The 12,499-nt window shown below is 70.9% G+C and carries 10 protein-coding genes; 6 read left to right on the top strand and 4 right to left on the bottom strand.

The features are described from left to right. Positions 1-26 precede the first annotated feature (26 nt). Genes BLV76_RS12530 through BLV76_RS12520 form a run of 3 tightly spaced genes read left to right on the top strand, consistent with a single transcriptional unit; the run spans position 27 to position 3,554 of the window. The gene (locus BLV76_RS12530; protein ID WP_245734653.1) at positions 27-740 is read left to right on the top strand and encodes a succinate dehydrogenase cytochrome b subunit; all 714 of its coding nucleotides are present in this window, start codon (positions 27-29) and stop codon (positions 738-740) included. 31 nt (positions 741-771) lie between these two features. Beyond that, entirely contained in the window at positions 772-2,808 is a 2,037-nt protein-coding gene (locus tag BLV76_RS12525) for a fumarate reductase/succinate dehydrogenase flavoprotein subunit (protein WP_090972651.1), read from the top strand. A 2-nt stretch (positions 2,809-2,810) separates the two neighbouring features. Further along, positions 2,811-3,554: a succinate dehydrogenase/fumarate reductase iron-sulfur subunit gene (locus BLV76_RS12520; protein ID WP_090969432.1), complete on the top strand. Its 744-nt coding sequence runs from the start codon at positions 2,811-2,813 to the stop codon at positions 3,552-3,554. 297 nt (positions 3,555-3,851) lie between these two features. On the opposite strand, the gene BLV76_RS12515 is transcribed toward BLV76_RS12520, so the two are convergent. The 3 genes from BLV76_RS12515 to BLV76_RS12505 all read right to left on the bottom strand — a co-directional run bounded on the left by BLV76_RS12515 (position 3,852) and on the right by BLV76_RS12505 (position 6,795). Continuing rightward, positions 3,852-4,793, bottom strand: coding sequence for a hypothetical protein (locus BLV76_RS12515; RefSeq protein WP_139306565.1), 942 nt, complete (start codon positions 4,791-4,793; stop codon positions 3,852-3,854). A 431-nt stretch (positions 4,794-5,224) separates the two neighbouring features. Continuing rightward, complete coding sequence (locus BLV76_RS12510; RefSeq protein ID WP_090969430.1) at positions 5,225-6,286, bottom strand: YihY/virulence factor BrkB family protein; 1,062 nt, start codon at positions 6,284-6,286, stop codon at positions 5,225-5,227. Next, positions 6,286-6,795 carry a 2'-5' RNA ligase family protein gene (locus BLV76_RS12505; protein ID WP_090969429.1) on the bottom strand — a complete coding sequence of 170 codons (510 nt, stop codon included), beginning with the start codon at positions 6,793-6,795 and terminating at the stop codon, positions 6,286-6,288. The genes BLV76_RS12510 and BLV76_RS12505 overlap by 1 nt, the downstream gene beginning before the upstream one ends. A gap of 59 nt (positions 6,796-6,854) precedes the next feature. Between BLV76_RS12505 and trpS the strand changes: the two genes are divergently transcribed. Continuing rightward, the gene (gene trpS / locus BLV76_RS12500; RefSeq protein WP_245734652.1) at positions 6,855-7,904 is read left to right on the top strand and encodes a tryptophan--tRNA ligase; all 1,050 of its coding nucleotides are present in this window, start codon (positions 6,855-6,857) and stop codon (positions 7,902-7,904) included. 99 nt (positions 7,905-8,003) lie between these two features. After that, a complete protein-coding gene (locus BLV76_RS12495) occupies positions 8,004-9,233 on the top strand; it encodes a lipase family protein (RefSeq protein WP_090969428.1) in 1,230 nt (409 codons plus the stop codon). Here the strand turns inward: BLV76_RS12495 and BLV76_RS12490 are convergent. Continuing rightward, the gene (locus tag BLV76_RS12490; RefSeq protein ID WP_175539658.1) at positions 9,230-11,329 is read right to left on the bottom strand and encodes a glycogen debranching N-terminal domain-containing protein; all 2,100 of its coding nucleotides are present in this window, start codon (positions 11,327-11,329) and stop codon (positions 9,230-9,232) included. The two genes, BLV76_RS12495 and BLV76_RS12490, sit on opposite strands and share 4 nt — an antisense overlap. A gap of 95 nt (positions 11,330-11,424) precedes the next feature. Between BLV76_RS12490 and BLV76_RS12485 the strand changes: the two genes are divergently transcribed. Further along, complete coding sequence (locus tag BLV76_RS12485) at positions 11,425-12,483, top strand: LacI family DNA-binding transcriptional regulator (RefSeq protein WP_090969426.1); 1,059 nt, start codon at positions 11,425-11,427, stop codon at positions 12,481-12,483. The last annotated feature ends 16 nt before the right edge of the window (positions 12,484-12,499 follow it).

The raw sequence follows: 12,499 nt of genomic DNA, 5'->3' as shown, positions 1-12,499 counted from the left end.
CGAGGTGTCGCGATACCGTGCCCTTTGTGGCAACCCAAACCAATCCCCCGACCCTGGTGAAGGGCGCGAGGGCCTCGCGCACCACCATCGCCCTGAAGATGGCCATGGCCGTCAGCGGGTTCATCTTCCTCGGCTTCGTGCTCGCGCACATGTACGGCAACCTCAAGGCGTTCGGCGGCCACGACGCCTTCAACGAGTACGCCGAGCACCTCCGCGAGATCGGTGAGCCGATGCTCCCGCACTCGGGCCTGCTGTGGATCCTGCGCGTCGGGCTGATCCTCTCGCTGGTCGTGCACGTCTACGCCGCCGTCGCGCTGTGGCGGCGGGCCGCCCACGCACGCACGACGAAGTACGTGATGAAGAAGGAGACCGGCGCGACCCGCGCCAGCCTGCTGATGCGCTGGGGCGGGTTGACGATCTTCCTCTTCCTCGTCTGGCACCTGCTCAACTTCACGATCGGCAAGGTCAACGTGCAGGGCGGGGCGACCAACGACCCCTACAACCTGCTGGTCGACACCTTCGACGTGTGGTGGCTGACGCTCATCTACATCGTTGCCATGCTCGCGCTCGGCGCCCACCTGCACCACGGCATCTGGAGCGCCGCCCAGACGCTGGGCTGGACGGGCACCGCGGCCAAGCGCCAGCGCGCCAAGGTCTTCGGCTTCGTCGTCGCGCTGATCGTCTCGGTCGGCTTCTCCCTCGTCCCGCTCGGTGTCCTCGCCGGCATCATCACCAAGTAAGGGGTCACCTCTCGTGAGCCACGACATGGACATGCCCGACACCGTCACCGCGACGGACGCCTCCCCCAGCGGGATGCTCGACGGTGACTACGACGACGCGGCGGGCTACTACACGCCCGGCACCCCGCTCGTCGACACCAAGTCGCCCGCCGGCCCGGTCGCCGACCGCTGGCAGACCCGCAAGTTCGAGGCGCGGCTGGTCAACCCGGCCAACCGCCGCAAGCTCGACATCATCATCGTCGGCACCGGCCTGGCCGGCGCCTCCGCGGCCGCCACCCTCGGCGAGGCCGGCTACAACGTGAAGTCCTTCTGCTACCAGGACTCCCCGCGCCGCGCCCACTCGATCGCGGCCCAGGGCGGCATCAACGCGGCGAAGAACTACAAGGAGGACGGTGACTCGGTCCACCGCCTCTTCTACGACACGGTCAAGGGCGGCGACTACCGCTCGCGCGAGTCCAACGTCTACCGCCTGGCCGAGGTCAGCACGAACATCATCGACCAGTGCGTCGCCCAGGGCGTCCCGTTCGCCCGTGAGTACGGCGGCCTGCTCGACAACCGCTCGTTCGGTGGCGTGCAGGTCTCGCGCACCTTCTACGCGCGCGGCCAGACGGGCCAGCAGCTGCTGATCGGCGCGTACCAGGCCCTCGAGCGCCAGGTCGCCGCGGGCACGGTGTCGATGTACGCCCGCCACGAGATGCTCGAGCTCATCACGATCGAGGGCAAGGCGCGCGGCATCATCGCCCGCGACATGGTCACCGGTGAGATCCAGACCCACCTCGCCGACGTCGTCGTGCTCGCCTCCGGCGGCTACGGCAACGTGTTCTACCTCTCGACCAACGCGATGGGCTGCAACGTCACCGCCGCGTGGCGCGCGCACCGCAAGGGCGCCTACATGGCCAACCCCTGCTTCACGCAGATCCACCCCACGTGCATCCCGGTCTCCGGCGAGCACCAGTCGAAGCTGACCCTGATGTCGGAGTCGCTGCGCAACGACGGCCGGATCTGGGTCCCGAAGAACCAGGCCGACTGCGAGAAGGACCCCCGCGACATCCCGGAGGAGGACCGCGACTACTTCCTGGAGCGGATCTACCCCTCCTTCGGCAACCTGGTCCCGCGCGACATCGCCTCGCGTGCGGCGAAGTACATGTGCGACGAGGGCCGCGGTGTCGGGCCCAAGGTCGACGGCGTACGTCGCGGGGTCTACCTCGACTTCGCCGCCGCCATCGAGCGCCTCGGCCGCGACGGTGTGGAGGAGAAGTACGACAACCTCCTCGACATGTACGAGCGCATCACGGGCGAGAACCCCTACGAGGTGCCGATGCGCATCTACCCCGCCGTCCACTACGTCATGGGCGGCCTGTGGGTCGACTACGACCTCCAGTCGACGATCCCGGGCCTGTTCGTGACCGGTGAGGCCAACTTCTCCGACCACGGCGCCAACCGCCTCGGCGCCTCGGCGCTGATGCAGGGCCTGGCCGACGGCTACTTCGTCCTCCCCCACACCATCCGCGACTACCTCGCGGACGGCCCGTTCGAGCCCATCGCCGACGACCACCCGGCCGTCGTCGAGGCGCGCGAGTCGGTCAAGGGCCGCATCGACCACTTCCTGTCCGTCAACGGCACCCGCAGCGTCGACTCGTACCACCGCGAGCTCGGCAACATCATGTGGGAGTACTGCGGCATGGAGCGGACCGAGGACGGCCTGAAGAAGGCGATCGACCTGATCCGCACCCTGAAGGACGACTTCTACCGCAACGTGAAGGTGCTCGGCAGCGCCGAGACGCTCAACCAGTCGCTCGAGAAGGCCGGCCGCGTGGCCGACTTCTTCGAGCTCGGCGAGCTCATGTGCATCGACGCGCTCAACCGGCGCGAGTCGTGCGGCGGCCACTTCCGTGGCGAGTCGCAGACCGAGGACGGCGAGGCGCTGCGCCACGACGACGAGTTCGCGTACGTCGCGGCGTGGGAGTGGGCCGGCGACGACGAGTCCAACCAGATGAACGCGCCCGTCCTGCACAAGGAAGAGCTGGAGTACACGGCCATCGAGATGAAGCAGCGGAGCTACAAGTGAGCATGAACCTGACCCTCAAGATCTGGCGCCAGCCGGACGCCGCCTCCGCCGGGGCGATGCACACCTACCAGCTCGCCGACGTGTCCCCCGACATGTCCTTCCTGGAGATGCTCGACGTGCTCAACGAGCAGCTCAACGAGAAGGGCGAGGAGCCGATCGCGTTCGACTCCGACTGTCGCGAGGGCATCTGCGGCATGTGCGGCCTGATGATCAACGGCGAGGCGCACGGGCCGGAGGTCACCACGACCTGCCAGCTCCACATGCGCTCGTTCAGCGACGGCGAGACCATCACGATCGAGCCCTGGCGCTCCGACGCCTTTCCGGTCATCAAGGACCTCGTGGTCGACCGCAGCGCCTTCGACCGCATCATCCAGCAGGGCGGCTTCATCTCCGTCAACACCGGCTCGGCGCCCGAGGCCCACTCGGTCCCCGTCCCGCGTGACGACGCGATGCGCGCCTTCAACGTCGCCACCTGCATCGGCTGCGGCGCCTGCGTGGCAGCCTGCCCCAACGGCTCGGCCTCGCTCTTCATGGGTGCCAAGATCACCCACCTCGGCGAGCTCCCCCAGGGCCAGCCCGAGCGCGACAGCCGCGTGGTCAACATGGTCGCCCAGCACGACCACGAGGGCTTCGGTGGCTGCACCAACATCGGCGAGTGCGCCGCCGCCTGCCCCAAGGAGATCCCGCTCGACGTGATCTCCCAGCTCAACAAGGACCTCCGCACCGCCATCCGCCACGGGCACTGAGGTCCGCGCCAGCCTGACGAGGGCCCGGGGACTCCCCGGGCCCTCGCGGCATTTCAGCCTCGGCCTGTCTCGCGCGGGGGCGGTGAGTGAGCCACATTCGGAGCCCGCAAAATGTGGGCCACGCACCGCTCACGGGCGCGTCAGCACTGAACGCGCCCGTGGGCGGTGAGTGAGCCACATTCCGTGCCCGCAAAATGTGGGCCACGCACCGCTCATCGCGTGTCCGCACTGAACGCGCCCGTGGGCGGTGAGTGAGCCACATTCGAAGGGCCGCGAACGTGGCTCACGCACCGCTCGTCAGGCCGCGCGAGCCTCTCGCGCCAGATCCTCGAGCCGCCTGAACAGCAACAGCCACGCGCCGTCGAAGTCGGGCTCCGGCCCGTCGTACCCCTGCCTGCGCAGGGCACCGTGGATCCGCCGGACGACGGCCTTCGGTGAGCGCATCAGTTCCCTGGTCACCTGCTCGTACGCCTTGTCGTCGCGGCGGTAGGCGGCAAACCGGTCGATGTCGGCGAGGTACTGACCGCGGTCGTCAGCGTGCTGCCCGCCTTCGTACTCGACCACGAGGTCGTGGTCCTCGAAGTGCAGGTCGGGAGTGAGCTCGGTGCCGTCGCGCAGCGCGATCTTCTCGTTCACCTCAGGGATCACCAGGCCCGAGAAGACGACGTACGCCAGCAGCTCTGCCTCGGGGATCGAGCGCGGCCGGTCGTCGAGGAAGGGCAGGACGTACGACGTCTCAGGCACCCCGCGGCGCCACCTCTCCTCCGTGAGGATCTGGTCGAGGAGCACTCCGTCGAGGTGCTCCTGGTGCAGGAGGAAGCAGCCGACCCTGATCGCGTCGACGAGCCGGACGTCCGCGCAGTAGGCGACGAAGGCCGCTTCGACCGAGGCTCCGACATCATCGGACGGCGGCATCTTCACCGTGCGGTGGAGGAAGACGCCGTCGAGGACCAGATGGAGATCGCCCTCGACGACGAAGTGCAGCGGGAACGGCGAGCCGACGTCGATCCCCAGCTGGCGCAGCCGGGTCGCCCCCGTCGTACGCGCGGAGGCCGGGAGGGCGAGCCGCGCTGCCTCGACGTGGTCGTCCCACGTCATCTCGTGGTCGCGGTGGACGTAGACCGCCTCGTGGAGACGCCTGAACTGCACGCCCTCGAACACGCGTGCGGTGACTCCGGCCGCCAGCGCGGACTGGCGGCTGAACGGGCCGTGCCTGAAGGCTTCGGGAACAGAACGCATGCCCGTATCGCGCCACGACCTGGGTGCGTGCCGCGCTCACTGGGCGCCGTACCTGTGGAGGAGACGGGCGGCAGCCTGCCTGTGGACACTTGCTGGCTCGCTCTGTGGGCGGTGAGTGACCCACATGTCGGCCATCGAGATCGTGGCTCACTCACCGCCCACCAGCGCGTCGAGGGAGGACACGCGAGGCAGGGGTGCATGAGCCACATTCCAACCATCTGGAATGTGGCTCACTCACCGCCCACCAGCGCGTCGAGGGAGGACACGCGAGGCAGGGGTGCATGAGCCACATTCCGACCATCTGGAATGTGGCTCACTCACCGCCCACCAGCGCGTCGAGGGAGGACACGCGAGGCAGGGGTGCATGAGCCACATTCAGACCATCTGGAATGTGGCTCACTCACCGCCCACCAAACGCGAGCGGAGGAGGCTCAGCGTCGGCGGCGGAGGAGGGCGACGAGCCCGAGCATCGAGGCGGCGCCGGCGGCGAAGGCGGCCTTGGGCGAGGCAGGAGAGGCCGACGGTGAGAGGGCGGTGGAGGGTACGACGGCCGCTGCCGCCGCGAGGTCGATCTGGGGGCCCTCGACCGCCTGGTCGACGACCCGGCGGGCCTCGACGACGGCGCGGGCCTCGGGCGAGGTGTAGGCGAAGGCCGCGGAGTAGACCACGACGCGGGAGAAGTAGTTGATCCAGACCAGCAGGATCAGGGCGATGCCGAAGGCCTGGAACGCCTCGGAGTTCGACGTCGAGCGCAGGAGGAAGGTCGAGGCCTGCTTGAGCAGCTCGAAGACGACCGCCCCGAGCAGCGCCCCCGACCACAGCGAGCGGGACGGGATATCCGGGGCGACCAAGAGCCGGAAGAACGCGAAGAACAGCAGGGTGTTGGCCGCCAGGCCGAGCGCGATGGCGAGGACGGTGAGGAAGACGCCCGCGACCGGCCCGAGCCGCAGGGCGTCGAGGATCGGCGACAGGAGCGCGGTCGCCACGCCGGAGACCGCGACGCTGAGGACGAGCACCGACCCCAGGGTCAGCAGCGCGAGGATGTCGCGCAGCTTGCCCATCACGAAGTTGGGCTGCTCGCGCTCCGGCTCCTCGAAGGCCGACGTCAGCGCCTGCCGCATCCCCGACAGCCAGCCGAGGCCGGAGTAGAGCGTCAGCAGGATGCCGACGCTGAAGATGCCCGGCGCGGCGGACTGGAGGGAGTCCAGGCTGACGCCGTTGTCGCCACCGATGATCCCCGGCAGCACGGAGTTCGCCGCGTCGAGCAGCGTGTCCTGGGCGTCGGCGTAGACCTTGGTGATCTGGCCGAAGACGGCGAACGCCAGCGCCAGGATCGGGAAGAAGGAGAGGAACGCGAAGTAGGTCACCGCGGCGGCGAGGGCGTTGCCGTTGACGCTGCCGTAGTGCTCGACCATCCGCACGAGGTGGTCGACGAACGGCCGGCGCTCGCGCACGTCCGCGACACGGGCCTTGATCCCGTCGATGAAGGCCATCAGCCGAGGGCGTACTCGTCGGTGGGCTGCCAGCCGGCGTCGGCGTCGTGGACGTAGAGCTTGAACGCGTCGACGGCGAAGCGGCACTCGAAGTCCGCCAGCTCGTCGAAGGCGCGGTCGAGGGTGGAGTCGTCGAGGTGGTGCGCCACCGTCACGTGCGGGTGGTAGGGGAAGTCGAGGTCGACCGCGAGCGGCCCCTGTCGTACGGCGTCCGCGAGCAGCTCGCACGCGGAGATGCCCTCGGCCAGGGTGACGAAGACGACCGGCGAGATCGGCCGGAAGGTGCCGGTGCCGCGCAGGTGGATGTCGAACGGCTCGACGCTCGACGCCGCGTCGGCGAGGTGGGTCGTCACCGCCTCCAGCGAGGAGTCGGGGACCTCGGCCGGCGGGATGAGCGTGATGTGCGTCGGGATCTGCGTCGCGGTGGTGTCACCGACGGACGTCCGGTAGTCCTGCAGCTCGCTCGCCCAGGGCTCGGGGATCGCGATCGCTACTCCGATGGTGGGCACACCTCGACCCTACAGAACCCGATCGCTGCACCTGACCACCCCGTGAAAGGATCGTCGCCGTGAGTGACACCTTCCGCGCCGCCCAGGCCCGCAGCGACGCCATCGAGGAACAGATGGCGAAGGACCCGGCCTCGCTGCGCATGCTGACCGGGGACCGTCCCACGGGTGCGTTGCACATCGGCCACTACTTCGGCTCGATCCGCAACCGCATCCGCCTGCAGGACAGCGGCGCGGAGATCTGGCAGCTCATCGCGGACTACCAGGTGATCACCGACCGCGAGGTCGCCGGCGACATCGCGGGCAACGTGCGCAACCTCCTCGTCGACAACATCGCCGCCGGGCTCGACCCGGAGAAGGCGACGATCTTCACGCACTCCTCGGTGCCCGCCCTCAACCAGCTGATGCTCCCGTTCCTCAGCCTGGTCAGCGTCGCCGAGCTCCAGCGCAACCCCACCGTGAAGGACGAGGCGAAGTCGGCCGGCATCACCTCGATCGGCGGGCTGCTGCTCACCTACCCCGTCCACCAGGCCGCCGACATCCTCTTCTGCAAGGCCAACGTCGTGCCGGTCGGCCGCGACCAGCTCCCCCACCTCGAGCAGACCCGGGTCGTCGCGCGTCGCTTCAACGACCGCTACGCCCCCGTCTTCCCGGAGCCCGGCGCGCTGCTGTCCGAGGCGCCGCTGATCCTCGGCACCGACGGCACCAAGATGAGCAAGTCGAAGGGCAACGTCGTCGAGCTGCGGATGACCGCCGACGAGACCGCGAAGAAGCTCAAGGGCGCCAAGACCGACAGTGACCGGGTCATCACCTACGACCCCGACAACCGGCCCGAGGTCGCCAACCTGCTGACCCTCATCGGCCTCTGCGAGGGCGTCGACCCGGCCGCGGTGGCCGAGGAGATCGGCGACGGCGGCGGCGGCGCGCTCAAGGGCCGCCTGACCGACGCGATCAACACCGAGCTCGCTCCGCTCCGGGAGAAGCGGGCCGAGCTGCTCGCCGATCCGGGCTACCTCGACGACGTGCTGCGGCGCGGCAACGCGCGTGCCAACGAGGTCGCCGACGCGACCCTCGACGAGGTGCGGGCGGCGATGGGGATGGTTTACGCCTGAGCCCGTGCTGTGACGCACGTCACATGTCGCAGTGACGCTACTCACGAGTAGGTTCCCTCCAACGGTCGGTCGGGTCCGGCCCGAGGGAGGGAACCCACCATGGTGCGTCGCGCCGTCACGTCACTCGTCACCCTGCTCACCGCCATGCTCGCCACGCTCGCCGCGAGCACGAGTCCGGCCGGCGCCGTCGTGCCGGAGCCGCCCCGTCCCGCGTTCTACGAGGCGCCCGCCACGCTGCCCGCCGCCAACGGTGCGGTGATCCGCAGCGAGAAGATGAGCTTCCTGCTCGACCCGCTCGACGCGACCAGCCTGGTCCGCGACGCCAACCGCGTCCTCTACCGGACGACCAACCGCACCGGGAAGGCCATCGCCGTCTCCGGCACGGTGCTCGTGCCGAGGAGCCCGTGGATCGGTGTCGGTTCGCGGCCCGTCATCGGCTACGCGCCCGGCACCCAGGGCATGGCCGACCGCTGCGCGCCGTCGCGCCAGTTCTCCGAGGGCATCGAGTACGAAGGCATCGGCATCGAGGGGCTCCTGCTCCGGGGGTACGCCGTCGCCATGCCCGACTACGAGGGCCTCGGCACCGCAGGAGTCCACACCTACATGGACCGCGTCTCGCAGGGCCGCGCGACGCTCGACGTCGTCCGCGCCGCCCAGCGCCTGCCCGGCACCGGCCTCACGACGAACAGCCCGGTCGGCATCATGGGCTACTCCCAGGGCGGCGGTGCCGCGGCGGCCGCGGCCGAGCTGGCGTCGTCGTACGCCCCCGACCTCAAGGTGAGGGGCGCCGTCGTCGGCGCCGTCCCGGCCGACCTGCAGAAGGTCGCCAGCACCCTTGACGGCGGCCTCTACTCCGCGTTCGCGTTCTTCGCGCTGCGCGGCCTGGCGGCGAGCTACGACCTCGACCTGTCGCCCTACCTCAACGCCAGGGGCCGCGCCACGAGCGACCAGGTCGAGCAGGACTGCGTCTTCGACCTCCTCGACCACGCATTCGTGAAGTCCTCGACGCTGAGCGCCGACGGCCAGCCGATGTCGGCGCTGATGGCGCAGGAGCCGTTCCGGTCGATCGTCGAGCAGCAGCGGATCGGCACCATCAAGCCGGCCTTCCCCGTGCTCGTCACCCACTCGACCCTCGACGACGTCATCCCGTTCTCCGTCGGCAAGCAGATGGCGAGGTCGTGGTGCGGCAAGGGCGGCAACATCTACTTCTCGCCCAACGTCGCCCCGCTGCACGTCGGCGGCATCGTGCCGCAGACGGCCGAGGCACTCCCCTGGTTCGAGGCGCGCTTCGCCGGCATCCCGCAGATCAGCAACTGCTGGCTGCTCTAGCCCTGATCACTGGGCACCGGGTCGTCCACCTCGACCCGCAGCGTGCTCCCCGGCGGCAGGGTGACCGACACCCTGCCGTCGGACGCGACGGCCACGTCGAAGGACTGCCCGCCGAGCCGTAGCCCCCGCAGCGTCCACGCGCCGAGCCGCCCCGTCGTCCGCGCCGGGTGCCGCAGGACGAGCGACCGCGCGTCGGGCCGGACGCCGGTCAGCGCGACCAGGCAGGCGATCGGGCCGGCGGCCGACCAGGCCTGCGGCCGGCACGCGGCCGGGTACGCCGACGGGCTGTCCACGTCGGACGCGGAGTCACCGCCGTAGAGCTCGGGCAGGCGGTCGTCGAAGGTCTCGGCGGCGCGGACAAGCCCCGCGGCGAGCCCCGCGGCGTCGTCGTACCTCCCGACGGAGGCGAGCCCGCGGACGGCGATCGCGGTGTCGTGCGGCCAGACCGATCCGCCGTGGTAGCTGAGCCGCGAGAACCGCGGCGAGGCCGCCGACAGGGTGCGGAGCCCGAAGCCCGAGTCGAGCCGCTCGTCGCCGAGCAGCCCCGCGACGCGACGGGCGCCGTCGGGGTCCAGGATCCCGGTGTCGAGCAGGTGCCCGAGGTTCGAGGCGACCGAGTCGACGCGCACGCCGTGCCGGTCGAGCGCGACGGCGACGTGGCCGCCGTCGGCGTCGTCGACCCAGAAGTCGCGCGCGAAGCGGGAGCGCAGGTCCGCGGCCCACTCCTCGAGGCCGGGCACGGGCTCCTCGCCCAGCTCGGCGAGGAGCGCGCCACCGCGGACTCCCGCGTCGTAGGCGTAGGCCTGCACCTCGCTCAGCGAGATCGGCGGCTCGGCGAGCCGGCCGTCGGCGAACTGGATGCCGTCGTGGCTGTCCTTCCAGCCCTGGTTGGCCAGACCTTCGCCCGTGCGGTCGATGTAGGTGAGCCAGCCCGAGGGGCTCGACTGCGCCACCACCCACTCGAGGCAGCGACGTGCGGCCGGCACGAGCTCGCGGACCTGCTCGCGGTCCGCGCCCCAGGCGTGGGCGTCGGCGAGCGTGCAGACGAAGAGCGGCGTGGCGTCGACCGTGCCGTAGTAGAGCGGGGGCAGTCGCTGTCCGCCGAGGTCGAGCACCTGCTTGCGGACCTCGTGGAGGATCTTGCCGGGCTGCTCCTCGGTCGCCGGGTCGTCGGCGCTCCCCTGACGACGGGCCAGGGTGCGCAGGGTCGACAGCGCGAGGTCCGGGTCGATCGGGGCGAGCATGCGCGCCGCCCAGAGCGAGTCGCGCCCGAAGAGCGTGAGGAACCACGGGCTGCCCGCGGCCAGGAACCGGTCGTCGCCGTCACGCAGCAGGAGGCCCTCGAGGTCGGCGAGACCCTGGCGCACCAGCCGCGTGAGACGTACGTCGTCCGCGTCGAGGTCGGTCGACCACCCGGCGGGCCGGCCGCCGCCGAACAGCGGTGCCACCGAGGTGGTGGCCCTCAGCACGACCGTGACGGGGCTCCCCCGCCCGACGCTCAGGCGCCAGGTCAGGCGGCCGTCGCCCGGGGAGACGTCGGGGTCCGAGCCGTCGGCCACGACGCGCACGACCCCCTCGTCGGAGGCCCACTCGAGCCCCTCGGCGACGGACGAGGCACGAACTCGTGGCCCCACCCGTCCCTGCTTGATCTCCGGCATCGCCGCGAGGTCGCTGCCCAGGTCGATGCGGAGCTCGACGTCGACCGGGGCGGCACCGGCCGACTCGATCGTCAGCTCCTCGTGCAGGCCGTCGGCGTCGAGGCGTCGGTGGCGATCGATGCGCACGGTCGGGTCGGCGGTCGTCAGGTCGCCGATCGAGCGCGCGACGTAGGAGAACGAGTGCCGGTCGGCACCCCGGTGGTCGGCCCGGACCACGTCGAGGTCGGACCCCGCGACCGACAGCTCCCAGCGGTCGAGCAGCCGGGTGTCGGCGACGTACCACCCGCTCACGCCCCCGCTGCGCAGCTGCCCGTCGAGCGAGGTCAGCAGCACCCCGGGAGCCGCCACGCACGACGCGAGGTCGTGCAGCAGGGGTTGGAGCGCGGGCCCCGCCAGGGGGGTTGTCGTCGGCTCGGCGTCGTGTGTAACCTCCGTCACAGATGAGATTTTATCGCTAAACATCACCTGCTTGGCAAGCCCGCACCGACCGCCACGACCCGACGGACGACGAGACAGACGACGAGGAGGAAGCCGTGCCCGAGGACCGACCCCACACCCGCGGCCCCGTCCCCCACGGGCACGTCACGCTCGCCGACGTCGCCCGGCACGCGGGTGTCTCGGCCCAGTCGGTGTCCAACGCGCTCAACAACCCGGCGCGGGTCGCGCCCCAGACCCGCGAGCGGATCCTCGCGGCCGTCGACGAGCTCGGCTACCTGCCGAACCGGTCGGCCCGCGCCCTGCGCAACCAGCGCTCGCGGCTCATCGGGGTCCGCGTCGAGGCCTCGCGCGACGACCGCGCGGCACTGCTGCTCGACCAGTTCCTGCACGCGCTCGCCGAGTCCGCCTCGGCCAACGGCTGCCACCTGATCCTCTGCCAGGCCGACGACGAGGTCGAGGAGGTCGCCGCCTACCGCGAGCTGCTCGGCACCACCTCGGTCGACGCGTTCGTGCTCACCGGCGCGCACGCCGGCGACGCCCGCGTGGCCGCACTGCGCGACCTCCGCGTGCCGTTCGCGACCTTCGGGCGGTCGTGGGACGGCGACACCGACCTCGCCTGGACCGACGTCGACGGCCGCCACGGGCTCTACGTCGCCACCTCGCACGTCGCGGCGCAGGGACACCGGCGGATCGCGCACGTCGGGTGGCCGGGCAGCTCCGACACCGGCCGCGACCGCCTCGCCGGCTGGGTGGAGGCGTGCAAGGACCTCAGCCTCGACACCGACCTCCACGCCGAGGTCGCCGACGACTTCGAGGAGGGGCGCCGCGCCGCCCACCAGCTGCTCGACCTCGCCGAGCCCGCGACCGCCATCACCTGCGCCTCCGACACCCTCGCCCTGGGCGTGTGCCGCGCGCTGGCCGAGCGTGGGCTGCGGGCCGGCCCCGACGTCGCCGTCACCGGGTTCGACAACTCCCCCGCCGCCGCCCTCAGCACGCCGGGGCTGACCAGCCTCCGCCAGCCGCTCGAGCAGGTCGCCCACGACCTCGTCACCGCCGTCGAGGCGCTGGTCAATGGGGCGACCGAGCCCCACCAGTCCCTGCTCCGCCCGGAGCTGGTCGTGCGCGGGTCGAGCCTGCGCGGCCCGACCGACTGACCACCCGCCACACCAC

It is taken from the genome of Nocardioides exalbidus (genome assembly GCF_900105585.1).
Lineage (GTDB): Bacteria > Actinomycetota > Actinomycetes > Propionibacteriales > Nocardioidaceae > Nocardioides > Nocardioides exalbidus.
This window is presented reverse-complemented; position numbering and strand designations above follow the sequence as displayed.

Coding starts and splice junctions, on each gene's coding strand:
- BLV76_RS12515 (WP_139306565.1), bottom strand. CDS start 4,793: ATGCGTTCTGTTCCCGAAGCCTTCAGGCACGGCCCGTTCAGCCGCCAG.
- BLV76_RS12510 (WP_090969430.1), bottom strand. CDS start 6,286: ATGGCCTTCATCGACGGGATCAAGGCCCGTGTCGCGGACGTGCGCGAG.
- BLV76_RS12495 (WP_090969428.1), top strand. CDS start 8,004: ATGGTGCGTCGCGCCGTCACGTCACTCGTCACCCTGCTCACCGCCATG.
- BLV76_RS12520 (WP_090969432.1), top strand. CDS start 2,811: ATGAACCTGACCCTCAAGATCTGGCGCCAGCCGGACGCCGCCTCCGCC.
- BLV76_RS12525 (WP_090972651.1), top strand. CDS start 772: ATGCCCGACACCGTCACCGCGACGGACGCCTCCCCCAGCGGGATGCTC.